This is a genomic window from Streptomyces megasporus, from assembly GCF_000718985.1.
Classification (GTDB): domain Bacteria; phylum Actinomycetota; class Actinomycetes; order Streptomycetales; family Streptomycetaceae; genus Streptomyces; species Streptomyces megasporus.
Genome location: NZ_JODL01000024.1, coordinates 174325 through 200628, shown reverse-complemented (window position 1 = coordinate 200628; position 26304 = coordinate 174325). Strand labels below are relative to the sequence as shown.

General features: G+C 72.8%; 18 protein-coding genes and 1 pseudogene. 13 read left to right on the top strand and 6 right to left on the bottom strand.

Going from position 1 to position 26304, the window contains the following annotated elements:
- The first annotated feature begins 62 nt into the window (after nt 1–62).
- On the top strand, nt 63–1688 hold the full coding sequence (gene groL / locus IF47_RS0120190) for a chaperonin GroEL (protein ID WP_031510286.1): 1626 nt from the start codon (nt 63–65) through the stop codon (nt 1686–1688).
- 115 nt (nt 1689–1803) lie between these two features.
- Here the strand turns inward: groL and IF47_RS0120185 are convergent, their stop codons facing one another.
- The gene (locus tag IF47_RS0120185) at nt 1804–2574 is read right to left on the bottom strand and encodes an SDR family NAD(P)-dependent oxidoreductase (protein ID WP_031510285.1); all 771 of its coding nucleotides are present in this window, start codon (nt 2572–2574) and stop codon (nt 1804–1806) included.
- A 38-nt stretch (nt 2575–2612) separates the two neighbouring features.
- On the bottom strand, nt 2613–3317 hold the full coding sequence (locus tag IF47_RS0120180) for an MOSC domain-containing protein (RefSeq protein WP_037732979.1): 705 nt from the start codon (nt 3315–3317) through the stop codon (nt 2613–2615).
- A gap of 181 nt (nt 3318–3498) precedes the next feature.
- Here IF47_RS0120180 and IF47_RS0120175 point away from each other — a divergent pair, with 181 nt between their 5' ends.
- Nucleotides 3499–4416 (top strand): LysR family transcriptional regulator, encoded by a 918-nt coding sequence (locus tag IF47_RS0120175; RefSeq protein ID WP_031510283.1) that lies wholly within the window; start codon nt 3499–3501, stop codon nt 4414–4416.
- Nucleotides 4417–4534: 118 nt separating this feature from the next.
- Here the strand turns inward: IF47_RS0120175 and IF47_RS0120170 are convergent, their stop codons facing one another.
- Nucleotides 4535–4840, bottom strand: coding sequence for a WhiB family transcriptional regulator (locus tag IF47_RS0120170; protein ID WP_031510282.1), 306 nt, complete (start codon nt 4838–4840; stop codon nt 4535–4537).
- A gap of 388 nt (nt 4841–5228) precedes the next feature.
- Between IF47_RS0120170 and IF47_RS0120165 the strand changes: the two genes are divergently transcribed.
- The 4 genes from IF47_RS0120165 (at nt 5229) to IF47_RS0120150 (ending at nt 9659) form a co-directional block, all read left to right on the top strand.
- On the top strand, nt 5229–5840 hold the full coding sequence (locus tag IF47_RS0120165) for a response regulator transcription factor (protein WP_003948568.1): 612 nt from the start codon (nt 5229–5231) through the stop codon (nt 5838–5840).
- Between the two features lie 369 nt (nt 5841–6209).
- The gene (locus IF47_RS0120160; protein WP_031510281.1) at nt 6210–6806 is read left to right on the top strand and encodes a sigma-70 family RNA polymerase sigma factor; all 597 of its coding nucleotides are present in this window, start codon (nt 6210–6212) and stop codon (nt 6804–6806) included.
- Nucleotides 6807–6941: 135 nt separating this feature from the next.
- Nucleotides 6942–8453 (top strand): IMP dehydrogenase, encoded by a 1512-nt coding sequence (gene guaB, locus IF47_RS0120155; RefSeq protein WP_031510280.1) that lies wholly within the window; start codon nt 6942–6944, stop codon nt 8451–8453.
- Between the two features lie 96 nt (nt 8454–8549).
- Nucleotides 8550–9659, top strand: a complete 1110-nt coding sequence (locus IF47_RS0120150; RefSeq protein ID WP_031510279.1) for a GuaB3 family IMP dehydrogenase-related protein — start codon at nt 8550–8552, stop codon at nt 9657–9659.
- A 139-nt stretch (nt 9660–9798) separates the two neighbouring features.
- Here the strand turns inward: IF47_RS0120150 and IF47_RS0120145 are convergent, their stop codons facing one another.
- Nucleotides 9799–11061 (bottom strand): nucleotide sugar dehydrogenase, encoded by a 1263-nt coding sequence (locus IF47_RS0120145; protein ID WP_031510278.1) that lies wholly within the window; start codon nt 11059–11061, stop codon nt 9799–9801.
- Between the two features lie 190 nt (nt 11062–11251).
- Between IF47_RS0120145 and IF47_RS0120140 the strand changes: the two genes are divergently transcribed.
- The 7 genes and pseudogenes from IF47_RS0120140 to IF47_RS0120110 all read left to right on the top strand — a co-directional run bounded on the left by IF47_RS0120140 (nt 11252) and on the right by IF47_RS0120110 (nt 23713).
- Complete coding sequence (locus tag IF47_RS0120140) at nt 11252–12958, top strand: glycerol-3-phosphate dehydrogenase/oxidase (protein WP_031510277.1); 1707 nt, start codon at nt 11252–11254, stop codon at nt 12956–12958.
- 202 nt (nt 12959–13160) lie between these two features.
- A complete protein-coding gene (locus IF47_RS0120135; RefSeq protein ID WP_031510276.1) occupies nt 13161–15314 on the top strand; it encodes a serine/threonine-protein kinase in 2154 nt (717 codons plus the stop codon).
- A gap of 154 nt (nt 15315–15468) precedes the next feature.
- Nucleotides 15469–17787, top strand: a complete 2319-nt coding sequence (locus IF47_RS0120130; RefSeq protein WP_031510275.1) for a protein kinase family protein — start codon at nt 15469–15471, stop codon at nt 17785–17787.
- 110 nt (nt 17788–17897) lie between these two features.
- On the top strand, nt 17898–19580 hold the full coding sequence (locus IF47_RS0120125) for a serine/threonine-protein kinase (protein ID WP_031510274.1): 1683 nt from the start codon (nt 17898–17900) through the stop codon (nt 19578–19580).
- Nucleotides 19581–19724: 144 nt separating this feature from the next.
- Nucleotides 19725–21362 carry a succinic semialdehyde dehydrogenase gene (locus tag IF47_RS0120120; RefSeq protein ID WP_031510273.1) on the top strand — a complete coding sequence of 546 codons (1638 nt, stop codon included), beginning with the start codon at nt 19725–19727 and terminating at the stop codon, nt 21360–21362.
- A gap of 106 nt (nt 21363–21468) precedes the next feature.
- A pseudogene (locus IF47_RS29665) lies at nt 21469–22415 on the top strand (GMC oxidoreductase); the annotation flags it as partial.
- Nucleotides 22416–22615: 200 nt separating this feature from the next.
- Nucleotides 22616–23713 carry a polysaccharide deacetylase family protein gene (locus IF47_RS0120110; RefSeq protein WP_051717928.1) on the top strand — a complete coding sequence of 366 codons (1098 nt, stop codon included), beginning with the start codon at nt 22616–22618 and terminating at the stop codon, nt 23711–23713.
- Between the two features lie 120 nt (nt 23714–23833).
- Here the strand turns inward: IF47_RS0120110 and IF47_RS0120105 are convergent, their stop codons facing one another.
- Together IF47_RS0120105 and IF47_RS0120100 are read right to left on the bottom strand one after the other, a co-directional pair.
- Nucleotides 23834–25288 (bottom strand): sugar porter family MFS transporter, encoded by a 1455-nt coding sequence (locus IF47_RS0120105; RefSeq protein WP_051717926.1) that lies wholly within the window; start codon nt 25286–25288, stop codon nt 23834–23836.
- Entirely contained in the window at nt 25281–26117 is an 837-nt protein-coding gene (locus IF47_RS0120100) for a phytanoyl-CoA dioxygenase family protein (RefSeq protein WP_031510270.1), read from the bottom strand. Before IF47_RS0120100 ends, IF47_RS0120105 begins: the two co-directional genes overlap by 8 nt.
- Nucleotides 26118–26304: the final 187 nt, after the last annotated feature.

Here is a 26304-nt window from a genome sequence, read left to right as displayed (position 1 = left end):
CGTGAGACAGCCGGGGCCGGGGCGCGGATCTTTTGAGAGGACCCGAGAGGAACCCAGCAACCATGGCGAAGATCCTGAAGTTCGACGAGGACGCCCGTCGCGCCCTCGAGCGCGGTGTCAACAAGCTCGCCGACACCGTGAAGGTGACGATCGGCCCCAAGGGCCGCAACGTCGTCATCGACAAGAAGTTCGGCGCTCCGACCATCACCAACGACGGTGTCACCATCGCCCGTGAGGTCGAGGTCGAGGACCCCTACGAGAACCTGGGCGCCCAGCTCGTCAAGGAGGTCGCGACCAAGACCAACGACATCGCGGGTGACGGCACCACCACCGCCACCGTGCTGGCCCAGGCCCTGGTCCGCGAGGGCCTGCGCAACGTCGCCGCCGGCGCCTCCCCGGCCGCCCTGAAGCGGGGCATCGACGCCGCGGTCAAGGCCGTCTCCGACGACCTGCTGGCCACCGCCCGTCCGATCGACTCCAAGGAGGACATCGCCGCCGTCGCCGCCCTGTCCGCCCAGGACAAGCAGGTCGGCGAGCTGATCGCCGAGGCGATGGACAAGGTCGGCAAGGACGGCGTCATCACCGTCGAGGAGTCCAACACCTTCGGCCTGGAGCTGGACTTCACCGAGGGCATGGCCTTCGACAAGGGCTACCTGTCGCCCTACATGGTCACCGACCAGGAGCGGATGGAAGCGGTCCTGGACGACCCGTACATCCTGATCCACCAGGGCAAGATCTCCGCCATCGCGGACCTGCTGCCGCTGCTGGAGAAGATCATCCAGTCCAACAGCTCCAAGCCGCTGCTGATCATCGCCGAGGACGTCGAGGGCGAGGCCCTGTCGACCCTGGTGGTCAACAAGATCCGCGGCACCTTCAACGCGGTGGCCGTCAAGGCCCCGGGCTTCGGCGACCGCCGCAAGGCGATGCTGGGCGACATGGCGACGCTGACCGGCGCCACCGTGGTCGCCGAGGAGGTCGGCCTCAAGCTCGACCAGGTCGGTCTGGACGTGCTGGGCTCCGCCCGCCGCGTGACCGTCACCAAGGACGACACCACCATCGTCGACGGCGGCGGCAAGAGCGAGGACGTCCAGGGCCGCGTCGCGCAGATCCGCGCCGAGATCGAGACCACCGACTCCGACTGGGACCGCGAGAAGCTCCAGGAGCGCCTCGCCAAGCTGGCCGGCGGCGTGTGCGTCATCCGGGTGGGCGCGGCCACCGAGGTCGAGCTCAAGGAGAAGAAGCACCGTCTGGAGGACGCCATCTCCGCGACCCGCGCCGCGGTCGAGGAGGGCATCGTCTCCGGTGGCGGTTCGGCCCTGGTCCACGCCTCCAAGGTGCTGGAGGACAGCCTCGGCAAGGACGGCGACGAGGCCACCGGTGTCTCGGTCGTCCGCCGCGCCGTGGTCGAGCCGATGCGCTGGATCGCCGAGAACGCCGGCCTGGAGGGCTACGTCATCACCTCCAAGGTCGCCGAGCTGGAGAAGGGCCACGGCTTCAACGCCGCGACCGGCGAGTACGTCGACCTGGTGAAGGCCGGCGTCATCGACCCGGTGAAGGTCACCCGCTCCGCGCTGGAGAACGCCGCCTCCATCGCCTCGCTGCTGCTCACGACCGAGACCCTGGTCGTGGAGAAGCCGGCCGAGGAGGAGCCGGAGGCCGCCGGGCACGGCCACGGCCACGCCCACTGACACGACGGGCACCCGCCCACGGCCGAGGCCCGGCCCCCTCGTCGAGGTTCGAGGGGACCGGGCCTTCGCGCTGTCGGGAGCGGGGGTGGGCATCCGCGGGACGGCCGGGCGCCGGTCACCTGGGACTGAAGCGCCCGGTGGTGGACGAGGCGCGGGCGACCAGGCCGCGCGGCGCCAACCGGGCGACTCCCATCAGCGCCTTGTACCGCGGGTCCGGGATGGACAGGGAACGGCCCCTCGCCAGGTCGGCCATGGCGGTGTCCACCACCCGGTCCGCGTCCAGCCACATCCAGCCCGGCACGTTCTCCGCCGCCATCCCGGCGCGCTCGTGGAACTCGGTCCGCACGAAACCCGGGCACAGGGCCATCAACCGCACCCCCGACCTCCCCAGATCGCGCGCCGCGCCCTGGGTGAACTGCACGACCCAGGCCTTGGAGGCGCCGTAGGTCCCGCGCGGCAGGAAGGCCGCCACCGAGGCCACGTTGACGATGCCGCCGCGCCCCCGCTCGCGCATGCTCTCCGCGGCGGCCGAGGTCAGCCGCAGCACGGCCTCGCAGTGCACCTTGAGCATCCGCAGCTCGTCCTCGACCGGGACCTCCAGGTAACGACCCTTGTTGCCGAAACCGGCGTTGTTGACCAACAGGTCGATCGGGTGCTTGCGGTCGCGCAATCGCTCCTCGACCGACGCGATGCCGTCGTCCGTGGCGAGGTCGGCGGTGATTATGGACGCCTCCACGCCGTGCCGGTCGTGGAGTTCGGTGGCGTACTGCCGCAGCCGTTCGGTGTTCCGGGCGACCAGCACCACGTCGTGTCCGTCGCGTGCCAGTCGGTGGGCGAAGGCGGCGCCGATGCCCGAGGTGGCTCCCGTGATCAGTGCACTCGTCATGTGGGCACGCTATCCGGCCGGGTCGAACGGGCAACGCGTCAGGAGGCGCGCTCCGCGGCCCTCTCGACCTTTCCGGCCTCTTCGATCTTCTCCAGGTACGCGAGGGCCTGCGCGCGCGCCTCGGGCGGCAGGGCCTCCCCGGCGGCCAGGGTGCGGGGGAGCAGCTCCCGCTCGGTGGTCAGGGCGCGGAAGAGGAACGAGACGCTCACCTCGTGGTCCGGCCGGTGGAGGATCTCGATCCGGTCCCCGGCGCGGATCTCGCCGGGTTCGATCACTCTCAGATAGGCGCCGGGCACCGCGGCCCGCGTGAACCGCCTCACCCACTTCTCCTCCCCGAGCCACCCCGCGAACGTGCGGCAGGGGATGCGCGCGCAGGAGACCTCCAGCACCACGTCCGGCCCGACGCGCCAACGCTCGCCGATCAGGGCGCCGTTGACGTCGACGCCCGAGGTGGTGAGGTTCTCGCCGAAGACACCGGCGGGCAGTTCGCGGCCGAGGTCCCTCTCCCAGGCGTCCAGGTCCTCCCGGGCGTAGGCGTACACCGCCTGGTGGTCGCCGCCGTGGTGCCGCATGTCGCCGATGACGTCGCCCGCCAGGGCGCTGCCGCCCACTCCCTTGGGGCCGGGCGCGGCGACGGCGACCGGGGCGTCGGTCGGGCGCTTGTCGATGCCGGTGACCCCGGAGGGGGAATCGGTGTGGTCGCCCGAGTGGGGACGGGCCAGGTTCACGGAGAGAAGCCGCATGCCGGCAGCCTAGGACGGCGCTGCTCGAAGGGACGAGTCACGGGGACGGCTCGAAAGGGCGGCTCAAACAGACGACTCAAAGAGACGACTCAAAGGGGCGATTCAAAGGGGCGGGTAAACACTGCCCAAAGGGATGAATAAATATCGGCAACGTCGGCCAAGGCCTGCTTATGGTTGAGGCATGTTCGAGGCCCGTCACCTCCGTGTGCTGCGCGCCGTGGCCCGCACGGGATCGTTCTCCGCCGCGGCTCGCGAGCTGGGCTGTACGCAGCCCGCCGTCAGTCAGCAGATGAAGTCCCTGGAGCACATCGCGGGCACCCCGCTGCTGGTCCGCGCCGGACGAGGGACGCGTCTGACCGAGGCGGGCGAGGCCCTGGTGCGGCACGCGGCCGGAATCCTGGCGGGGCTGACCGCCGCCGAGGAGGAGGTGGCGGCCATCGCCGGGCTGCGCGCGGGGCGGGTGCGTCTGGTCTCCTTCCCCAGCGCCAGTTGCACTCTCGTGCCGGCGGCCGTCGCCGCGATGCGCGAGGAGCACCCCGGCGCCCGGGTGTCGCTGGTGGAGGCCCAGCCGCCGCGGTCGGCGGAGATGGTCCGGGAGGGGGAGTGCGAGATCGCGCTCGCCTACCGCTACGCGTATCCCGCCTCTTCGGTGGGGGACGATCCGGCCGGCGCGTGGGAGGAGGACCTGGTGGTGCGACCGCTGCTCACCGAGCGGCTCGTCGGCCTGGTCCCGGAGGACCACCCGCTGGCACGGGCCGAGAGCGTGGATCTGAAGGACCTGGCGGAGGAGTCCTGGATCGCGGGCTGCCCGCACTGCCGAGGCCATCTGGTGAGGATGTGCGAGAGAGCGGGCTTCACCCCGCGGATCGACTTCGCCACCGACGACTACCCGGCCGTGGTGGGGCTGGTCGGGGCGGGGTTGGGGGTGGCCGTGCTGGCCGGGTTGGCGATCGATTCGGTGCGCCCGAGAGGCGTGCGGATCGTGCGGCTCACTCCCGAGGCACGGCGCGAGGTGGTCGCGCTCACCCTGCCGGACCTCTCCCGCGTCCCGGCGGTCGCCGCCATGCTGGACCGGCTCTCGGCCGTGGCGCGTCGCTGAGGCGCGTCCGCCCCGGATCACCGTTCGGGCGCGGACGCGCAGAGACGTTTCTTCACAGATCTTCTCGGGTCTTCACGGATCCTCTCGGGGCTTTCGCGCCGGCGCGCGGCGCGGTCCTTCAAGCGCCCGCGGCGCCGACGAGCCGGTTCCGGGCGCGTCCCATCAGTTCCTCGCGCTCGTCCTCGGTCAGTCCGCCCCATACTCCGTACGGCTCACGCACGGTGAGCGCGTGGGCCGCGCACTCGGCCCGGACCGGGCAGCGCATGCACACCTCCTTGGCGGACGCCTCGCGCGCGCTGCGCGCCGCTCCGCGTTCCCCCTCGGGGTGGAAGAACAGCGAACTGTCGACTCCTCGACAGGCGGCCAGCAGCTGCCAGTCCCACAGATCGGCGTTGGGGCCCGGAAGGCGGGAGAAATCTGCCATGGCTTGTCCTCTCGGAAGCGAACTGATGCTGGTGAACCAGTCGAGAACAGTCACGACCGTACATCCACGGTATGAGTAGATGTAAATATGTCTCTTCGGGTTTTTTGCGACACGCGCGGCCAATGAAAAGAAAACCCGCCAAACAGGGCAAATGACGACACGGCCGCTGATCTGCGCGGGATAGTCCCTCCGTGTCGGCTCCATCACGTAGGGTGTTGAAAGCGGGCGCCGAAGACCGTAACTCTTTCGGGTGACCGTCGTTGAGTGTGCGGAGGCGGTTGACAGCGACAAGTGCCGGACGAATGTCCGGGGCGGTCAACCGCGCAGGTGACGATTCGTACCAGCCCTGGAGGCCTAAGGTGATGCGCATGAGCTGCGGAGGGCGATCATGACTTCCGTCCTCGTCTGCGACGACTCCCCGCTTGCCCGAGAGGCGCTGCGCCGCGCGGTGGCGACCGTGCCCGGCGTGGAACGTGTGACCACGGCGGCCAACGGCGAGGAAGTCCTCCGCCGCTGGGGCGCCGACCGCTCCGATCTCATCCTGATGGACGTCCGGATGCCCGGCCTGGGCGGCGTCGAGACCGTGCGACGCCTCCTCTCGGCCGACCCCGGCGCGCGCATCATCATGCTGACCGTGGCCGAGGACCTCGACGGGGTCGCGCTGGCCGTCGCCGCGGGCGCCCGTGGCTACCTGCACAAGGACGCCTCGCGCGCCGAGCTGCGGGCCACGGTCACCCAGGCGCTGGCCGACCCCACCTGGCGGCTGGCGCCGCGGCGGCTGCGCTCGGCCGAGATGGGTGCCGCGCCGACGCTCACCGCCCGTGAGATCCAGGTGCTGGAGGGCATGAGCCACGGCCGTTCCAACGCCGAGATCGGGCGCGAGCTGTTCCTGTCCGAGGACACGGTGAAGACCCACGCGCGGCGGCTGTTCAAGAAGCTCGGCGCGTCCGACCGGGCACACGCCGTGGCGCTCGGCTTCCGCTGGGGCCTCGTCCGCTAGCCCGCCCCTTCCAACCCTCCCCCTGCCCCCTGGCTGTCTCCTGGCGGTCCCCTGGACCGCGGACGATCGCGGACGGTCGCGGACGCCGGAGCGGTGGAGTCCGTGTGATCTCCGCCCCCGACGTCCGTATGCCCGGAAGGGTTCCCACCGGCCCCGGCGCCCCCGGGCGGTGGGGCCTCCGGGAGACGGCCTGGTGCCGTAATTTCCCGCGTGCCGCATCCTGGGTGTATGGAGTTCCTCGGGGACCGGACGGCCAGGCGTGAGGGGAGGGCGCGGGACGTGACAGCGAGTGCCCCTGTCCATAACGCTTCAGCGCACAACCACGGACACGGTGCGACGAATCGCCCGCGACGGGTGCACCATGGACCGATGCGCGACGACGAGACGCCCCCCAAGGCCGATGGCCAGGGGGACATCGGTGCCCTCGTCCAGCGTGCGGTGGAGGGGGACGAGCAGGCCACCCACGACCTCCTCGCCCGCGTCCATCCGCTCGCCCTGCGCTACTGCAGGACGCGGCTGACGCGGCTGCCGGGAGACGCTCGTCACTTCGTGGACGACCTCGCCCAGGAGGTCTGCCTGGCGGTGCTGTGCGCCCTGCCCCGCTACCGCGACACGGGCAAGCCCTTCGAGGCCTTCGTGGTGGCCATCGCCCAGCACAAGGTCGCGGACCTCCAGCGGGCCGCCATGCGGGGGCCGGGCAGCACGGCGGTCCCCTCGGACGAGATGCCCGAGCGGCCCGACGACTCGCTCGGCCCGGAGGAGCGGGCGCTGCTCAGCAGCGACGCGGAGTGGGCCAGGAAACTCCTGGCCAACCTCCCCGAGCACCAGCGCGAACTGGTGCTGTTGCGCGTCGCCGTCGGGCTGACCGCCGAGGAGACCGGGCAGATGCTCGGAATGTCCCCGGGGGCCGTGCGCGTTGCACAACACCGTGCCCTGTCGAGGCTGCGCGCACTCGCCGAGCAGTGACCGAGCAGTGACCGAGAAGGGCGGCCGACCTCGTCGGGAGGCGGTCCCGCCTGCGACACGGGGCATTCGCCGAGCCCGCTAGCATGGACATCCGCGCCGGGCAAGAGTATTGGGGAAGGTGCCATGGAAGGCGTCATGACAGGCAGCGTCGGCAGCGACGGAGAGGTGCCCGCGAAGTTCGCTCCGCTGGGCCTGACGTTCGACGACGTGCTGCTGCTGCCGGGTGAGTCGGACATGGCCCCGCAGGACATCGACACCTCCTCGTACGTCTCGCGTAACGTCCGGGTGAACATCCCGCTGATCTCCGCGGCGATGGACAAGGTCACCGAGGCTCGGATGGCCATCGCCATGGCCCGGCAGGGCGGTGTCGGCGTGCTCCACCGCAACCTGTCGATCGAGGACCAGGCCGACCAGGTCGACCAGGTGAAACGGTCCGAGTCCGGCATGGTCACCGACCCGATCACCATCCGCCCGGACGCCACGCTCCGCGAGGCGGACGAGCTGTGCGGCCGGTTCCGCATCAGCGGCGTGCCGGTCACCGACGCGGCGGGCAAGCTGCTGGGCATCGTCACCAACCGCGACATGGCCTTCGAGACGGACCGCGACCGTCGGGTCCGCGAGGTCATGACGCCGATGCCGCTGGTCACCGGCCGGGTGGGCATCTCCCGCGGGGACGCGATGGAGCTGCTGCGCCGCCACAAGATCGAGAAGCTGCCGCTGGTCGACGGCGAGGGCGTGCTCAAGGGCCTGATCACCGTCAAGGACTTCGTCAAGGCCGAGAAGTACCCCAACGCCGCCAAGGACTCCGAGGGCCGGCTGATCGTCGGCGCCGCGGTCGGCGTGGCCGGGGACGCCTACGAGCGGGCCCAGGCGCTGGTCGAGGCGGGCGCCGACTTCATCGTCGTGGACACCGCGCACGGCCACTCCAGGCTGGTCGGCGAGATGGTCGCCAAGATCAAGTCGAATCACTCGGTCGACGTGATCGGCGGCAACGTCGCCACCCGCGAGGGCGCCAAGGCCCTGATCGACTCGGGCGCGGACGGCGTCAAGGTCGGCGTCGGACCGGGCTCGATCTGCACCACCCGCGTGGTCGCCGGCATCGGCGTCCCGCAGGTCACCGCCATCTACGAGGCCTCCCTGGCCGCCCGGGAGGCCGGTGTCCCGGTCATCGGCGACGGCGGCCTCCAGTACAGCGGCGACATCGCCAAGGCCCTGGTCGCCGGCGCCGACACCGTGATGCTCGGCAGCCTGCTGGCCGGCTGTGAGGAGTCGCCGGGCGAGCTGCTGTTCATCAACGGCAAGCAGTTCAAGTCCTACCGGGGCATGGGCTCGCTGGGCGCGATGCAGTCGCGCGGCCAGGCCAGGTCCTACTCCAAGGACCGCTACTTCCAGGAGACGGTCTCCACCGACGACAAGCTGATCCCCGAGGGCGTCGAGGGCCAGGTTCCCTACCGCGGCCCGCTCGGCGCGGTGGTGCACCAGCTCGTCGGGGGCCTGCGGCAGTCGATGTTCTACGTCGGCGGCAGGACCGTCCCGGAGCTGAAGGCCAGGGGACGCTTCGTGCGCATCACGGCCGCCGGGCTCAAGGAGAGCCACCCCCACGACGTCCAGATGACGACGGAAGCGCCGAACTACTCCGGGCGCTGAACCGTCGGCCCGGTCGCGCGGCCGGGCGAGGGGGTCCAATCCCCGCACCCCGTTCGGGGATACTTGGGCCGTAGACCGTAGGAAGGGCACAACACGTTGACTGAGATCGAGATCGGCCGTGGCAAGCGCGGACGGCGCGCGTACGCCTTCGACGACATCGCCGTGGTGCCCAGCCGGCGCACGCGGGACCCGAAGGAGGTCTCGATCGCCTGGCAGATCGACGCCTACCGCTTCGAGCTGCCGTTCCTGGCCGCGCCCATGGACTCGGTCGTCTCGCCGAGCACCGCGATCCGCATCGGCGAGCTGGGCGGCCTCGGGGTGCTCAACCTCGAAGGGCTGTGGACGCGCTACGAGGACCCCGAGCCGCTGCTGGAGGAGATCACCGGCCTCGACGAGGTCGTGGCGACCCGCCGGCTCCAGGAGATCTACTCCGCGCCCATCAAGGAGGAGCTGATCGGGCAGCGGATCAAGGAGGTCCGCGACTCGGGCGTGGTGACGGCCGCGGCGCTGTCGCCGCAGCGCACCGCCCAGTTCTCCAAGGCGGTCGTCGACGCCGGTGTCGACATCTTCGTCATCCGCGGCACGACGGTCTCCGCCGAGCACGTCTCCTCGGCCGCCGAGCCGCTCAACCTCAAGCAGTTCATCTACGAGCTGGACGTCCCCGTCATCGTGGGCGGCTGTGCCACGTACACCGCCGCGCTCCACCTGATGCGCACCGGCGCCGCGGGCGTGCTCGTCGGCTTCGGCGGCGGCGCCGCGCACACCACCCGCAACGTGCTGGGCATCCAGGTGCCGATGGCCACCGCCGTCGCCGACGTGGCGGCGGCCCGCCGCGACTACCTGGACGAGTCCGGCGGCCGGTACGTCCACGTCATCGCCGACGGCGGCGTGGGCTGGTCCGGCGACCTGCCCAAGGCCGTCGCCTGCGGCGCGGACGCGGTGATGATGGGCTCCCCGCTGGCCCGTGCCACCGACTCGCCCGGCCGCGGCCACCACTGGGGCATGGAGGCCGTCCACGAGGACGTGCCGCGCGGCAAGCGCGTCAACCTCGGCACGGTCGGCACCACCGAGGAGATCCTGCTGGGTCCCTCGCACACTCCCGACGGCTCCATGAACTTCTTCGGCGCCCTGCGTCGGGCGATGGCCACCACGGGCTACTCGGAGCTGAAGGAGTTCCAGCGCGTGGAGGTCACCGTCTCCCGCTGACGGCGGAGAGCGCGACGGACGCGACGAACACGGCGAAGGGGCCGGGATTGGTGGATTCGCTCCACCGGACCCGGCCCCTTCGCCGTCGACCTGCCGTCGACCCGCCGTCGACGCCCCGGTCGCCGCGCGGCGCCGCCCGTCACAGCCGGTGGGCCGCTCCCGTGGGGCTGGCGCCGCGGGTGTCGAGGAGGAGTTGGGCCTTGGCCGACAGGCTCTGCAGGTCGTAGACGCGGTGGTGCTGGAGGAGGAGGGTGAGGTCGGCCGCGGCGGCGGACTCGTAGAGGGAGTCCGCGCGCGGGACGGGGCGGCCCGCCACCCGCCACTGCGGCACGTGCGGGTCGTGGTAGCTGATCTCCGCGCCCAGCTCCAGCAGCCGGAAGGCGATCTCGGGGGCCGGGGAGCCCTGCTGGTCGGCGAGGTCGGCCTTGTAGGTGACGCCCAGCAGCAGGACACGGGCGCCGCGGGCCGACTTGCCGTGCTCGTTCAGCAGCGTCGCCGCGCGCTGGGCGACATAGCGGGGCATCCGGGCGTTGACCTCCCGGGCGACCTCGACCAGACGCAGCGGGTGGCCCGGTGTGCGGTTCCCGCGGTCCAGACAGGCGGGGTCCACGGGGATGCCGTGGCCGCCCACGCCCGGTCCGGGACGGAAGGCGTGGAAGCCGAACGGCTTGGTCTCCGCGCAGCGGATCACGTCCCACAGGTCCACGCCGAGGTCGTGGCAGAGCACGGCCATCTCGTTGACCAAGGCGATGTTGACGTGCCGGTAGTTGGTCTCCAGCACCGCCGTCATCTCCGCCTCGCGCAGCCCGCGCGCCCGCACCACCTTCTCGGTCAGCCGCCCGTAGAAAGCGGCGGCGGCCTCCGTGCAGGCCGGGGTGAGCCCGCCGATGACCCGCGGGGTGTTGGAGTAGCCGTGGGTGCGGTTGCCGGGGTCGAGCCGGGCGGGTGCGCAGGCGAGGTGGAAGTCGCGTCCGGCGCGCAGGCCCGAGGCCCTCTCCAGCAGAGGGGCGACGCACTCCTCGGTGGCGCCCGGGGGGACGGTCGACTCCACCACGACGGTGGTCCGGGGGCGCAGCAGCTCGCCCAGGGTCAGCGCCGCCCGGCGCACCGCCCCCAGGTCCGGTGAACGGTCCTCGCCCAGTGGGGTGGGAGCGCAGATGAGGGCGGTACGGACCCGGCTGAGGACGGAAGGGTCGGAGGTGGCGCGGAAACCGGCGGAGAGCATCCGACGGACCTCGGCCGCCGACAGCCCGCCGTTCGCCGGCGGCCGTCCGGCGCTCACCTCCGCGACGGCGTGTTCGTCGGGGTCGTAGCCGATGGTGCCGATGCCGGCGGAGGTGGCGGCCTGGGCGGCGGGAAGGCCGAGATGACCCAGACCGAGGACGGCGAGATCTGCGGGCATGAGGCGGCGTCCCTTCCCCTGTCGACTGGATCACGGCGTATGAGGGCCATGTCAGGTTAAGCGCATATATGACAGATATGGTGGATTGCGCGCGGGACGGTGTCCGCTCCGGCTCGAAGTCGTGGGAACGGCGGACGATCGGGTACAGGCCACAGCAGGGGCGGACGGCCGACGGATCTGGGAGGCAGCGGTGAGGACAGCGGCACTGGGACCGGCAGAGCGGGCCGAGGCGCTCGCCCGGATGGCGGAACGGGAGCTGGACGTGCTGGTCGTCGGCGGTGGCGTGGTCGGCGCGGGCACCGCCCTGGACGCGGTGACCCGCGGGCTGTCGACCGGGATCGTGGAGGCCCGCGACTGGGCCTCGGGCACCTCCAGCCGGTCCAGCAAGCTCATCCACGGCGGACTGCGCTACCTGGAGATGCTGGACTTCGCCCTGGTGCGCGAGGCACTCAAGGAACGCGGACTGCTCCTCCAGCGGATCGCCCCCCACCTGGTCAAGCCCGTGCCGTTCCTCTACCCGCTCCGACACCGGGGCTGGGAGCGGCTGTACGCGGGCACCGGCGTGGCGATGTACGACGCGCTCGCCGCGGCGTCCGGCCGCAACCGCGGCCTGCCCCACCACCGGCACCTGACCCGCCGCCGCGCCCTGACCGTGGCGCCCGCCCTGCGGAAGGACGCGCTGGTGGGCGCCCTCCAGTACTACGACGCGCAGGTGGACGACGCGCGGTACGTGGCCGCCCTGGTCCGCACGGCCGGCGCCTACGGCGCCCATGCCGCGAACCGGGCCAGGGTCGTCGACTTCCTGCGGGAGGGCGAGCGCGTGGTCGGCGCCCGGGTCAAGGACCTGGAACAGGGCGGGGAGTTCGAGGTGCGCGCCAAGCAGGTGGTGAACGCCACCGGGGTGTGGACCGACGACACCCAGCGGCTGACGGCCGAGCGCGGGCAGTTCCACGTCCGCGCCTCCAAGGGCATCCATCTGGTGGTGCCCAAGGACCGCATCCACTCCTCGACCGGGCTGATCCTGCGCACCGAGAAGAGCGTGCTGTTCGTCATCCCCTGGGGGCGGCACTGGATCATCGGCACCACCGACACCGACTGGGACCTGGACAAGGCCCACCCGGCGGCCTCCAGCGCCGACATCGACTACCTGCTCGACCACGTCAACTCCGTGCTGGCCGTGCCGCTCACCCGCGACGACGTGGAGGGTGTGTACGCCGGGCTGCGCCCGCTGCTGGCCGGCGAGTCGGAGGCCACCAGCAAACTGTCGCGCGAGCACACCGTCGCCCACTCGGTGCCGGGCCTGGTGGTGGTCGCGGGCGGCAAGTACACCACGTACCGGGTGATGGCCAAGGACGCCGTCGACGCGGCCGTGCACGGGCTCGACCATCGGGTCGCGCCGTGCTGCACCGAGGACGTGCCGCTGCTCGGCGCCGAGGGGTACCCCGCGATGTGGAACGCCCGCGCCCGGATCGCCGCCCGCGCCGGCCTCCACGTCGCGCGTGTGGAGCACCTGCTCAACCGGTACGGCTCCCTGGCCGACGAGGTGCTGGCCCTCGTCGCCGACGACCCGCGGCTCGGCGAACCGCTGCCGTACGCGGACGACTACCTCAAGGCCGAGGTGGTGTACGCCTGTTCGCACGAGGGCGCGCGCCACCTGGACGACGTCCTCACCCGCCGGACCCGCATCTCCATCGAGACCTTCGACCGCGGCACGCGCAGCGCCCGCGAGTGCGCCGAGCTGATGGCCCCCGTGCTCGGCTGGGACGAGGACCGGATCGAGCGCGAGGTCGCCCACTACGAGAAGCGGGTCGAGGCCGAGCGGGAGTCCCAGCGCCAGCCGGACGACCGGACCGCCGACGCCGCGCGGTTGGGGGCCCCGGACATCGTGCCGTTGTGACGCCTCGCGGGCGCCGTCCGCCCCGCCGCCGTCCGCCCGCCCCGCCGTCCGTCCCACCGCTCGTCGGCACGGCGTGTCGGGGTGTCAGGACCACCTCCGCACACCGCCGTTCCGGTGGCGTGCCCATGGCCGCGTACGCCACGGCGGACCCCATGGGAGAGAATGGGACGACTGCTGGGGCGGGCTGAGTGTGAGGGGACACATGGGCGACGTGGACGGCCGCGGCAAGACGTCGGGGCGGCTGCTGAGCGGGCGTTACCGACTGGGCGACGTCCTGGGGCGCGGCGGCATGGGCACCGTGTGGCGAGCCGAGGACGAGGTCCTGGGCCGCACCGTCGCGGTGAAGGAACTGCGCTTCCCCTCCAGCGTGGACGAGGACGAGAAGCGGCGCCTGGTCACGCGCACCCTGCGCGAGGCCAAGGCCATCGCGCGCATCCGCAGCAGCAGCGCCGTCACCGTCTACGACGTGGTCGACGAGGACGACCGGCCCTGGATCGTGATGGAGCTGGTCGAGGGCCGCTCGCTCGCCGACGTCCTGCGCGAGGACGGGCCGCTGGAGCCCAAGCGGGCGGCCGAGGTGGGCCTGGCGATCCTGGACGTGCTGCGGGCCGCGCACCGCGAGGGCATCCTCCACCGCGACGTGAAACCGTCCAACGTCCTCATCGCGGACGAGGACGGCCGGGTCGTCCTCACCGACTTCGGCATCGCCCAGATCGAGGGCGACCCCTCCCTGACCTCCACCGGCATGCTGGTCGGGGCGCCCTCCTACATAGCGCCCGAACGGGCGCGCGGCCGGCGTCCCGGCCCGCCCTCCGACCTGTGGTCGCTGGGCGGGCTGCTGTACGCGGCGGTGGAGGGCCACCCGCCCTACGACAAAGGGTCGGCGATCGCGACCCTGACGGCGGTGATGACCGAGCCGCTGGAGCCCCCGACACGGGCCGGGGGCCTGGAGGAGGTCATCTACGGCCTGTTGGAGAAGGACCCGGCCAAGCGGCTGGACGAGCCGGGCGCGCGGGCCCTGCTGGAGCGGGCGGCCCGCGACACCGACACCGTGGCCGAGACCTCGTCGAAGACGGGGGAGGGCACCCGGACGACCGTGCTCCCGCTGGTCGGCGGGCTCGCGTCCGCCGCCAAGGCGGCGAACGGCGCGAGGAAACCGAAGGGGCAGAAGGGGTCCAAGGAGCCGAAGGAGTCGACGGAGCCGACGGGGTCCAAGGATCCGGCGGGGCAGAGGGCGGCGCGGGGGACCGGCGCCTCGGAGACCTCGGACGGCCGGGCGGGGACGGGGAGTTCGACCGCTTCCCCGGCGTCGGGCGCCTCCGACGGCTCCCCCACCGCGACCGGCCCGGCCGCGGAGCGGCTGCGCGAGGCGCTGCGGGCCGTGCGCAACGCCGCGGCGGCCACGACCGCCACGGCCTCGGCGGCGGCCAAGCGCACCGCCGAGCGGACCTCGTCCGACGGTCGGGCGCCCACGGGCGGGGACAAGGACGCCGGCGGCGCCGGCACCACGACCGTGCTGTCCGAGCGGCTGGCCGGCCTGGCGCGCAGGACGCGGCAGCCCACCGGCATCGCGGTGGTGGCCGTGGTCGTGCTGGCCCTGCTCGGCACCGTCCTGGCCGTCGCGTTCGGCGGCGGTGAGGAGGGGAGCAGCGGAGCCCGGCAGGAGCGGTCCGTCACCGGCGGCGTCGGCGACGGACGCAACGACGACGGCCGCAGCGACCGGAACGCGAAGGAGGGCGACGCGGCCGACGAGCCCGCCCCCGAACCGTCCGGCCGGGGCGACGGCGACGACGAGAAGGGCGACAAGGGCGACCGAGGCGCCGGAACCGGCGAGGACGGCGACGGCGACAAGGACGGCCCGGAGGGCGACAAGGGCGGCCAGGGCGGCGGGAAGGCGCTGCCCGACGGCTTCGAGGAGATCGTCGACGACCGCTTCAACTTCTCGATGGCCATGCCCGAGGGGTACCGGCGCACCGCCATAGCGGGACGGAACTCCGGCGGCGTCTACAGCCCGTCCGGCGGCGGGTACCCCAAGGTCCAGGTCGACTTCAACAGCAGCCCCGGCGAGAGCGCGGTGGCCGCCTGGAAGTCCCTGGAGCCCGCCGTGCGCGGCGGCAGCACCGGCTACTCCCGGCTCGACATCAAGCCCGTGAAGTGGCGCGACTACCCGACCGTCGCCGACTGGACGTTCGAGCGCGTGGAGAAGGGCGTGCGGGTCCGCGTCCTCAACCGCGGCTTCCGCGTGGACTCCGGACGCGGCTACGCCATCATGATCACCTGCAAGGCGGACGCGTGGGACGGCGAGGAGTGCCGCACCGTCCGGAAGACCGCGTTCCGGACGTTCCGGCCCCGGTAAGAGTCACAACTGCCGCCGACCGACGACGAGATGCCCCTCCGGCACGTATCGTGATACGTCGTGGACCCTGTGCGTCCGGCCATCCGGCCGGTGCCGGGGGGCCGCTGAGGAACGTCGAGGAACCGCACGCCGGGGGACCAGTGGGAGGGGCGCCGTGGACGACTACTCGGGTCGGCTGCTGGCCGATCGGTACCGCTTGCCGCGTCCGCCGTCCGACGAGTACGAACTCGTGGAGTCCCGCGCGTACGACACCGCCAGCGGCCAGGAGGTGGTGGTCCGTCAGGTGCCGCTGCCCGAGGTCGTCGAGGCGGAGTTCGTCGGCGGAGGCGCCGGCCGTACGGGCGGATACGGCCGCGCGTACATCGGACAGGCCACGCGGCACCCGGCCGACCCCGCGGTGCGGCGGGCGGTGGAGGCGGCACTGGCGGCCTCCCGGATACCCGACCACCCGCGGCTGGACCAGGTCTTCGACGTCTTCGTCGAGGGCGACGGGCTGTGGATCGTCAGCGAACTCGTCGCGGCCCGGCCGCTGGCCGCCGTGTTGGCGGAGAGGCCGCTGAGCCCCCACCGCGCCGCGGAGTTGGCGGCCGACCTGCTCGCCGCGCTCAGGGCGGTGCACGCGCACGGCTGGGTCCACCGCAACATCACCCCCCGCACGGTCCTCGTCTGCGACGACGGCCGTGCCGTCCTGACCGGGCTGGCCGCCGGGGCGGCGGAGGAGGCCCTGTGCGGGTACGACCCCCTTCCGGCGCCGCCGAGCGTCCTGCCGCACGGCTGGCTGCCGGAGGAACCGCCCGGCGGGAACGGGCCGCCCGGCCCCTTCGACGAGGCTGACGAGGCGCCGAGTCGGCTCGGGGACGGCACCGTGCCGCGCCAGGCCCCCGGCGCGGGGCCGGACGCGGACACGAGCGAGCTGCCCGCCCTGCCGGAGGGATACCGGAGGGAGGGCGACGGCCGGGCGGCCCGCGGCGCCGCCCTGGCCGCGTACCGCGCCGGGACACGGGCCGCCGCCGCGCACATGGAGATCGAGGCCCGCCGGGCCGAGGAGTACGGCGGGGACGGCCGTCGGCATCCCGACGGCCTCGGCCCGGTCGTTCCCGGACCTCGCGGAGAGAGCGTCGCGGACGGGGCGGCGGACGGGGCCGCCGTGGAGAGGGCCGCGGCGGGCTGGGGCGAGGAGGACGGCGACCGATACCGGGGCCCCACCACCGCGCTCGCCGCCGAACGCGCCCGGCAGGCCCGGATCACGGTCGTCGGCGCCGTCACCGAGCGCTGGGCGCCCGAACAGGCCGGGCCGGTCTACGAGAACTGGCGGCTGGCCCCGCCGGTCGGCCCGGCGGCCGACCTGTGGGCGCTGGGCGCGCTGCTGTTCCGGGCCGTGCAGGGGCACGCCCCCTACCCCGAGGAGTCCGCGGCCGAGTTGGTGCAGATGGTGTGCGCCGAGCCGCCGGCGTTCGCCGAGGAGTGCGGGGCGCTGCGGCCCGTCGTGGAGTCGCTGCTGCGCCAGGACCCGACCGAGCGACCCGACTTCGAGGAACTGGGCGGCTGGCTGCGGTCCCTGATCCGCTCCGCGCCCGAACCGGAGGTCGGCCGGCACACGGTCACCGTGCCGCTCTCGTTGGAGGCGGGCACGGCGGCCGATCCCAAGCGGCTGCCGATCGTGCGGCGCAGGGGAGAGCTGGTCCGCAGGAAACGCGCCGAGCGGTCTCCGGTGCCCGCCCGCGCCCGGCACCGGCGTGCCCGGAAGGAGCGCAGCCCGCGCCGCCTGGGGATGGTGCTGGTCGGGGCGGTCCTGCTGCTTTTGACCGGGACGCTGGTCTACGCCGCGCTGTTCCTGCCCGGGGCGGACACGGGCTCCTCCGTGAACCCCGGGGACCAGCGCGCCGGACGGGTGGGCACCCAGCCCGAACAGCCCGAACAGCCCGAGCGGACGGCCCCGTCGCCCTCCTCGGAGTCCTCCGTCCCCCGGGAGTCCACCGGCGGCGCCTCGCGGGCGCCGCAGACCACCGAGCCCGTGCGGGGCCTCGACGGCTATGTGCGGCACAAGGACGACCGGGGCTTCGGGATCGCCCTCCCCGAGGGGTGGCGGCGCAGCGGACCGAACGGCGACGGCCAGGTCGTCTTCACCGGCGGGGGCGTCGAGCTGATCGTCGTGCCCGGCCGGGACACCACCGCCGAGCACGGCGACGACCCGATGGCGTACCTCACCGACGAGCAGCCGGAGTTGGACGCCTACCGCGCCGCCGAGTGGGCGACCAACTCCAGGATGCGGCGGATAGAGGTGGGCCGGACGGTGATGGCGGAGGGCGCCTTCAGTTGGACCGACGGCCGGGGCGACACGTACATGCGCGACCGGGCCATCATCATCGACGGCCGCTACCACACGGTGCTGGTCAGGGGGCCCGAGAAGCGGAAGGACGCCGTCGACCGGCATTTCGATGCGGTGGCGGACACCTACCGGTTCACCGGCTGACGGCCACCCGCCCCGCCGCCGAGGGCGCCCGTCTCACCGGGGGTCACAGCTTCGTCTCCACCTTGGACCACGCTGGCGGTGCGGAACGGCCGCGCGATAGTGATGGGGGTATGACCAACGAGGGAGACCGGGCGCACGAGCCCACCAGCTACGAGCTGCCGCCCCCCGCGGCCTCGGCGCAGCACGTGTCCGGGGGGATCGGCCACCAGCCGACACAGACCGCGCCGGGGCGGGTCGGGCCGCCGCGCCGGCCGGAGCCGCCCGCCCGTCCTCCCGCCCAGCCGCCTGTCCAGCCCGCCGGACAGCCTCCCGTCCAACCTGCCGGACAGCCTGCCGGACAGGGCGGGGAGCGGCTCCTGGGCGGGCGCTACCGCCTGGTCTCCCGGCTCGGCCACGGCGGCATGGGCACGGTCTGGCAGGCGTACGACGAGGTGGTGGGCCGTGACGTGGCCGTCAAGGAACCCCGCCTCCCCGACCACTTCTCCGAGGCCGAACGGCAGACGGCGTACCAGCGGATGCGCCGCGAGGCCCGCGCCGCCGCCGGCATCGACCACCCCTCCGTCGTCACCGTCCACGACGTGGTGGTGGAGGACGGCCGGCCCTGGATCGTGATGGAGCTGGTCAGGGGGCGCTCCCTGGGCGACGTCCTGACCGAGGGCACGATCGAGCCGAAGGAGGCGGCCCGCATCGGCCTCGCCGTGCTCGGCGCGCTGACCGCCGCGCACGAGGTGGGCGTGCTGCACCGCGACGTCAAGCCGGACAACGTGCTGCTCGGCCAGTACGACCGCGTCGTCCTCACCGACTTCGGCATCGCCCAGATCGAGGGCGAGCAGAAGCTCACCGAGACCGGCGCCTTCGTCGGCTCGCCCGAGTACATCGCCCCCGAGCGCGTGCTGGGGCGGCGGCCCGGACCCGAGTCCGACCTGTGGTCGCTGGGCGTGGTGCTGTACGCGGCCGTCGAGGGCATGTCGCCGTTCCGCCGTTCCACCACCCCCGCCACGCTCCAGGCGATCCTCTCGTCCGAACCGCAGGCCCCGGCCCGAGCCGGCGGCGCGCTGGGCGCGCTCGTCATGCGGCTGCTGCGCAAGGACCCGACCGCCCGCCCGGACGCCGCGGAGGTCCGGCAGGACCTGGAGAGCATCGCCCGCCCGAACCGGCTGCCGTCCGGGAGCGGGGCGGGCGGTTTCGGCCCGCTGGGGCGGCTGGTCCGGGCGCTGCGCACCAGCCGCCCGGCGCAGGTGGGCACGGGCGCCGGCGTCCTGGCGGTCGCGCTGGCGGTGGCGCTGGTGCTGTTCCGGCCCGTCGACCACGGTCTGCCCGAGGGCTGGAGGGTGTACGACGAGACGGAACGGGTGAACGCGACGCTGGGCGCCCCGGAGGGGTACACCCGCTCGGTGAACGACAACGAGGTGGTCCTGACCTCGCCGGACAAGACCTTCACCGTCTGGATCCAGCGCAGCCGCGACAAGTGGATGAGCCCGCTGGCCGACGCCAACGAGCGGCTGGCCTACTACCGGGACAAGCCCTACGACAGCAAGATGACGGAGGTCGAGGGCAGGGTCACCGAGGCGGAGTACCGGGGCGAGCGACGCGCCGCCGAGCTGACGGCGACGTACCGGCACCGGGACGACGAGGAGGCCGGGAGGTTCCAGCGCCGCGAGTTCTACTACATCGACTCCGAGGCGGAGGCCTGGCGGCTGGCGGTGCAGATGCCCGCGGCGGGACAGGGCAAGGAGCTGGGCGAGGAACTCTTCGACGGCCTGGTGGAGCACCTGGACGTCAACCGGAAGTGACCGTCACACCCGGGGCACGGCACGGGCCGCGCGCCCCGGGAACGCCCTCCACGCCGCCTATGTGCCAGTGATCACTGGCAGATTCCGTGAAAAGTGGTTACCGCCGGGTACCAACCGGGTGACATACGGCCTACCCTCCGCACTATGACGGAATCGCCAGGCATCGCCACCGGGAGGACGCGCGCGGCACACGCGGCGGACGGCAACCCGGTCGCCCCTTCCCCCGCCACCGCCCGCACCGCCGCGGACGTGGTGACCGACGCACTGGTCGCCCGCCTGACCAAGGACGTCGTCGGCAGCGGCAGCACCGCCTGCCACACCCCCTTCACCGAGGAGAAGCTGGCCACCCTCCCCGAGTCCACGCCCGGGGACGTCGCCGAGGCGTTCGCCCGTGCCCGCGAGGCCCAGCGGGCCTGGGCCGCCCGCCCCGTGAAGGAGCGCGCGGCCGTCCTGCTGCGCTTCCACGACCTGCTGCTGAGCCGCCAGTCCGAGGTGCTGGACCTGGTCCAGTCGGAGACCGGCAAGGCGCGGCTGCACGCGCACGAGGAGGTGCAGGCGGTCGCCGTCGCCGCCCGGCACTACGGCCGCAAGGCCGCCTCCTACCTGCGCCCCAGGCGCCACACCGGCGCCATCCCGGTGCTCACCCGGGTGCGCGAGCTGCGCCACCCCAAGGGCGTCGTCGGACAGATCGCACCCTGGAACTACCCCCTGGAGCTGTCCGTCGGCGACGCCCTGCCGGCCTTCGTCGCGGGCAACGCCGTGGTGATGAAGCCCGACACCGAGACGGCCCTGACCGCCCTGTGGGCGCGTGCCCTGCTGGTCGAGGCGGGACTGCCCGCCGACGTCTGGCAGGTCGTCATCGGAGAGGGCCCGGTCGTCGGCCCGGCGGTCGTCGACCACGCCGACTACGTCTCCTTCACCGGCTCCACCCGGACCGGTCGCGAGGTCGCCCAGCGCGCCGCGTTCCGCCTGGTGGGCTGCTCACTGGAGCTGGGCGGCAAGAACGCCATGATCGTCCTGGACGACGCCGACCTGGACAAGGCGGCGGCCGGCGCGGTGCGCGGCGCGTTCTCGTCGGCCGGTCAGCTATGCATCTCGATCGAGCGGCTCTACGTCCACGCCTCCGTCGCCGACGCCTTCGTCGAGCGTTTCACCGCCCGCACCAAGGCCCTGCGCCTGGGCACCGCCCTCGCCTACGGCGCCGACATGGGCTCGCTCGTCTCCAGGCGGCAGTTGGAGACCGTCACCCGCCACGTGGAGGACGCCGTCGCCAAGGGCGCCACGGTGCTGGCGGGCGGCAGGCCGCGCCCCGACGTCGGCCCGCTGTTCCACGAGCCGACGATCCTGGAGGGCGTCACCGCCCCCATGGCCGTCTGCGACGAGGAGACCTTCGGCCCCGTCGTCGCGGTCCACCGCTTCACCGACGACGACGAGGCCGTCTCGCTCGCCAACGCCACCCCGTACGGGCTCAACGCCAGCGTCTGGTCCGGCAGCGCCCGCCGCGCCCACGGCATCGCCGCCCGACTGCGCGCCGGCACGGTGAACATCAACGAGGGCTACGCGGCGGCGTACGGCAGCGTCCAGTCGCCGATGGGCGGCATGGGCGACTCGGGCCTGGGCCGCCGTCACGGCTCGGAGGGCATCCTCAAGTACACCGAGGCCCAGACCGTCGCCCACCAACGCGTCCTGCCCATGGCGCCGTCGCTGGGCATGGACGACGAGAAGTACGCGGCGTTCATGTCACGCTCCCTGCGCGCGATGAAGGCGTTCCGCTTCCGCTGAGGTTCGCCGTTCCCCCGTCCCCGTCCCCCGTCCCCGTTCTCCCCGTTCCGCCTCCCTCTGAACGACAGAGCCGCACCACCCGGAGGTCCCGCCGTGCCCGAAAAGCCTGCGGAACTACCTGTGGGCCCCGGCGCTGGGCCTGTACGGCATCCAGCGCATCCACCTGCTGGACAAGGTGATGATCCTGGCGGGCGCCGGGGTGGGGGCGACCGCCAGTGGGGCCACATCACCGACTGGCAGGAGGAGTTGAAGCCCTACTACGACCAGGCCAAGCGCATGCTGGGGGTCCGGCTCAACCCCACCACCACGGAGACCGCCCGGTCGGCGTCTTCTTCGGCGACGGCGAGGACGCCGAGGGGAAGACGAAGGCCGCGCCGGGCCAGGAGGTCCCCGACCCGTACTTCGGCGGGGCGGGACCGGCGAGGACGGCGTGCACGGGCGGGTCGTCCTCGCCGCCGGCACCTACGGCACCCAGACGCTGCTGCACCGGATGCGCGACACCGGCGTCCTGCCGCGGATCTCCCCGCGGCTGGGCGAGCTGACCCGCACCAACTCCGAGGCCCTGGTGGGCGCCCTCACCTTCCCCCGCCGCTACCGCCGCAAGCGCGGACCCGACGCCGAGTTGGACTTCACCAAGGGCGTGGCCATCACCTCCTCCATCCACCCCAACGAGAACACCCACATCGAGAACGTCCGCTACGGCAGGGGCTCCAACCTGATGGCCCTGATCTGCGCACCTACCGCAAGCCCAAGGGCCTGGGCGAGGAGGGCGTCATCGACCCCTACCACCGGCTCCACGGACACCCCGGCATCTCGGTGGTCGACGGCTCGGCGGTCTCCGCCAACCTGGGCGTCAACCCATCCCTGACCATCACCGCCCAGGCGGAGCGGGCGATGTCGCTGTGGCCCAACAAGGGCGAGGCCGACCCCCGCCCCGACCAGGGCGAGCCGTACGTGCGGGTGCGCCCGGTGGCCCCGCGCCGCCCGGCCGTGCCCGCGCACGCCCACGCGGCCCTGGTCCTGCCCGTGCCCCACGTTCCGCCGAAGGACTGACCCGGTCCCGAACCCGTGCGGGCCCCGCCGAACCGGCGGGGCCCGCGGCTTTGCCGCCCACCGTCTGCCGCCCCCCGCCCGTCGGTCACCGTCCGTCGATCGGAGCAACACGGCGAGAGAAGACCGCGATCCTGTCGGAGCCTTGAGGAGACGGTCCGGCAACCGCCGGGCGCCGTCCTCCCCGACGCCCGGAGAGCACCATGCGCATACGTATACGTCCCCGGGGGAACCGCGCGGTCCTGGCCGCGCTCGCCGTACTGCTCGCCGGCTGCTCGGCGGCCGGCCACACCGACACCGGACCGCCCGGAGAGCGGCCCGTGAACGCGCCGATGGACGACAGAGCCCCCAAGGAACCGGGACGGAACGGAGCCCTGATGCCCTCGGACGGAGTCGAGGGGGAGTCCGGCTCGGTCGACCCGGCGGAGGTGGGGGCCAACGAACTCGGCGTGGTCCCCGTGTTGATGTACCACCGAATAATGGAGAACCCCGGAGGTGTGGACGACCGCACCCCGGAGGACTTCCGCACCGAACTGGAACGACTGGCACGCGAGGGCTATGTGCCGGTCACCGCCCGGGAGTTCACGAGCGGGGAGATGGACCTTCCCGCCGGAGCCCACCCGGTGGTCCTCACCTTCGACGACTCCAGCCCCAGCCAGTTCCGCCTGGACGCCGCCGGCCGACCCGACCCCGACACCGCGGTCGGCATCCTGCTGGACGTCGCGGAACGCCACCCGGGATTCCGCCCCGTGGCGACCTTCTTCGTCAACGCCGACCCCTTCGACGACCCCGGCGGTCGCAGGACGCTCGACTGGCTCAACGAGCACGGCTTCGAGATCGGCAACCACACCCTCGAACACACCCTCCTGGGGAAGGCCGACGACGCGTTGGTCCGCTGGGAGATCGCGGCCAACAAGTGGGCCATCTCCCACGCCCTGCCCGGGGTTCCGGTGGTGTCGATGGCCCTCCCCTACGGTTCGATGCCCAAGAACCGGAACCTCGCGCTGGAGGGCGAGCACGGCGGCGTGCGCTACCGGCACCAGGGCGTCTACCTGGCCGGCGCCGGCCCCGCGCCCTCGCCCCACTCCACCGACTTCGACCCCGGGGCCGTTCCCCGCATCCGCTCGCAGGACACCACCGGCCCGGACGCCTCGTACGGTTCGACGACGTGGCTGGACAGGCTCCGCGACGGCGAGGTCGAGCGGTACACCTCCGACGGCGATCCGGAGCGGATCAGCTTCCCGAGGGCCTGGGCGTCCAAACTCACCCCCGCCCAACGGGACGCCGCGCGACCGTACTGACCCGCACCGTCCCTCGAACGACGACCGGCACGGCGGGTGGACGAGAACCCCCGGAAAAGAACGGTGGGCCGCCGTACGCCCTGGCGTACGGCGGCCCACTCGGTGCGCGGTGGGGGGAGTTCACCGCGCGGTCGCGGGCCGGGCCTTGGACAGCAGTTCCCGCTCGATCTCCTCCAGGCTCCGTCCCCTGGTCTCGGGCACCTTGCGCACCACGAAGACGATGCAGGCCACGTTCATCAGCGCGTAGAGGAAGAACGTGCCACTGCGCCCGATGCTGTTGATCATGGTGAGCGCGGTCACCGCGATCAGCAGGTCGAAGCCCCACACGGACAGGGTCGCCAGGCTCGTCGCCGGCCCCCGCACGGACAGCGGGAGGACCTCCGGGCCGATCAGCCAGACGACCGCCTGCATCCCGATGCCGTTGAAGAGGATGTAGGCGAACAGCGACAGGACGACCGTCCACCGCTGGAGGGCCGAACCGCTGTTGCCCAGGAAGGCCAGGGCGAGGACGGCCATCGCCAGACCGGAGCCGGGCAGGAACCACAGCATCGTGCGGCGGCGTCCCGCCTTGTCCACCAGGATCGCGCCGGCGACACCGGCGATCACCAGCATCACCCCGATGCCGATGCCCGTCAGCAGGGCCACCGAGTCGCCGAAGCCGGCGTCGGCCAGGACGGTCGGCGCGTAGTAGACGATCGCGTTGATGCCCGTCAACTGGGAGAACGCCGCGATGCCGATCGCCACGATCAGCGCCGGACGCACCCAGGGACGGCTCAGCTCCCGCCACCCGCCGCGCCTCCCGTCACGACCTGCCGCCGCGATGCCCTCGATCTCGGCGATCTCGGCGTCGACGTCCTCACCGGGCCCGCGCAGCCGTGCCAGCACGGCGCGCGCGGTCTCCCGCTGCCCGCGCTCGACCAGCCAGCGCGGACTCTCGGGGAGCAGAGCCATGCCGACGACCAGCACGACCGCCGGGATCACGGCCAGCCCGAACATCGTCCGCCAGCCGCCGCTGCCGGCCAGCGCCCACCCGCACAGGTACGAGATGAGCTGGCCGATCGCGACCATCAACTGGAACAGGACCATGAGCCGGCCCCGGATGGCCGCGGGCGCCATCTCGGCGATGTAGACGGGCACCATGTTCGACGCCCCGCCCACGGCCAGGCCCAGCACGAACCGGGAGAGGATCAGCGTGAGCACGTCCGGCGCCAGGGCGGCGGCCACGGCGCCGACACCGAAGATCACGGCGACGGCCATCACCACCTTGCGGCGACCGTACCGCTGCGACAGCCTCCCCGCGAGCAGGGCGCCGACCATGGCGCCCACGAGGATGACGCTGACCACGATCTCCTGCTCCCGCGAGGAGAGGTCGAAGTCCTCCCGCAGATACAGCAGGGCACCGGAGATGATGCCGGTGTCGTAGCCGAACAGCAGACCGCCGAGGGCGGAGACGGCGGCGACGGCATAGACCATGAGGGGGCGGCGGCCGACCTCGGGTCCGGCGCCGCCCGCGGACCCGGCGGCCGGCGCCACCCGCAGGCCCGTGGCGCCCCGGCCGGTCGTCTCCTCAGGCATCGCCCATGACCAGACCCTCGATGGTGTGCTTCTGCGTGATGGGGGTCAGCTCGTCCACCACGGGGCAGGCGAGGTGGTCCCGCACACGCTGGGGGAGGGACTCCCAGTAGGCCCGGGTGACGGCCATGTCGTGCCGTTCGTCGTTGTTCGCCTCCGGGCCGTCGACGCCGAGCACCAGGACCGGCCGGGACTTGGCGGACTGGTTCGCGGTGCCCCGGTGGATGGTCAGCGCCGAACGCGCCGAGATGTCGCCGCGCTTGGGGTACTTGCGCACCGCCAGCTCCTCGTAGCGCGCGTAGTCGGACTTCGGCGGGAACATCCCGTGGTCGAACTCGGGGCTGTCGTCCCACTGCGTCCCGGGGGCGATCTCGAACGGCCCCATGTCCTCCTCGGTGTCGACCGTGGTGACGTTGAAGGCGAGCGAGGTGTAGCGACGCTCCTCGCGGGTCTCCTCGGGCATCGGGAAGTCCCGGTGCCAGGGCTGGTTGACGGCGCCCTCCAGGGGGATGTCGAAGCCGAGTTCGACGATCCGGTAGTCGGGACCGAGGACGGCCGTGCACAGGGAGCGCACCCACGGGTGGTCCACCAGGCCGACGAAGTCGCGGATCTGCTCCGGGTGGATCTCGACGTAGTAGCGGTTGGGGCCGCGGCCGACGGCGCCTCCGGGGCGGGCGAGGGCCTCCTTGAACGCGGCGTCGATGTCCTCGCCGAGCCGGTCGGCCCACTCGGGGGCGAAGGCGCCCTTCCGCGCGGTGATGCCGTCCCGGTAGAGCGTCTCGACGTCCGCCGAGACGTCCACCGCCGGCGTGTGGTCCGTAGCTGCCGTCATCTCTGCCTCCCTTGGCGGTGATGGATCGCGGCTATGTTCCGATGTTGCATGCAACGTTGCAATAGGGGTGACCGGGCATTCCTCGGTGATCCATGTCACAGCGGCGTCTCTCGTGCGTCGCCCGTGCGTCCCCCGCTCGTCGCCCGTGCGCCGCCCGTGCGCCGGCTCCGTGCCCGTCCCGGATCGC

Bases quoted from the DNA above. Each gene is read 5' to 3' on its own strand.
- IF47_RS0120180 (WP_037732979.1), bottom strand. From the start codon at position 3,317: ATGCGGCTTCTCTCCGTGAACCTGGCCCGTCCCCACTCGGGCGACCAC.
- IF47_RS0120175 (WP_031510283.1), top strand. From the start codon at position 3,499: ATGTTCGAGGCCCGTCACCTCCGTGTGCTGCGCGCCGTGGCCCGCACG.
- IF47_RS0120145 (WP_031510278.1), bottom strand. From the start codon at position 11,061: ATGCCCGCAGATCTCGCCGTCCTCGGTCTGGGTCATCTCGGCCTTCCC.
- IF47_RS0120105 (WP_051717926.1), bottom strand. From the start codon at position 25,288: ATGCCTGAGGAGACGACCGGCCGGGGCGCCACGGGCCTGCGGGTGGCG.
- IF47_RS0120110 (WP_051717928.1), top strand. From the start codon at position 22,616: ATGCGCATACGTATACGTCCCCGGGGGAACCGCGCGGTCCTGGCCGCG.
- guaB (WP_031510280.1), top strand. From the start codon at position 6,942: ATGACAGGCAGCGTCGGCAGCGACGGAGAGGTGCCCGCGAAGTTCGCT.
- IF47_RS0120125 (WP_031510274.1), top strand. From the start codon at position 17,898: ATGACCAACGAGGGAGACCGGGCGCACGAGCCCACCAGCTACGAGCTG.
- IF47_RS0120185 (WP_031510285.1), bottom strand. From the start codon at position 2,574: ATGACGAGTGCACTGATCACGGGAGCCACCTCGGGCATCGGCGCCGCC.
- groL (WP_031510286.1), top strand. From the start codon at position 63: ATGGCGAAGATCCTGAAGTTCGACGAGGACGCCCGTCGCGCCCTCGAG.
- IF47_RS0120135 (WP_031510276.1), top strand. From the start codon at position 13,161: ATGGGCGACGTGGACGGCCGCGGCAAGACGTCGGGGCGGCTGCTGAGC.
- IF47_RS0120160 (WP_031510281.1), top strand. From the start codon at position 6,210: ATGCGCGACGACGAGACGCCCCCCAAGGCCGATGGCCAGGGGGACATC.
- IF47_RS0120170 (WP_031510282.1), bottom strand. From the start codon at position 4,840: ATGGCAGATTTCTCCCGCCTTCCGGGCCCCAACGCCGATCTGTGGGAC.
- IF47_RS0120165 (WP_003948568.1), top strand. From the start codon at position 5,229: ATGACTTCCGTCCTCGTCTGCGACGACTCCCCGCTTGCCCGAGAGGCG.
- IF47_RS0120120 (WP_031510273.1), top strand. From the start codon at position 19,725: ATGACGGAATCGCCAGGCATCGCCACCGGGAGGACGCGCGCGGCACAC.
- IF47_RS0120100 (WP_031510270.1), bottom strand. From the start codon at position 26,117: ATGACGGCAGCTACGGACCACACGCCGGCGGTGGACGTCTCGGCGGAC.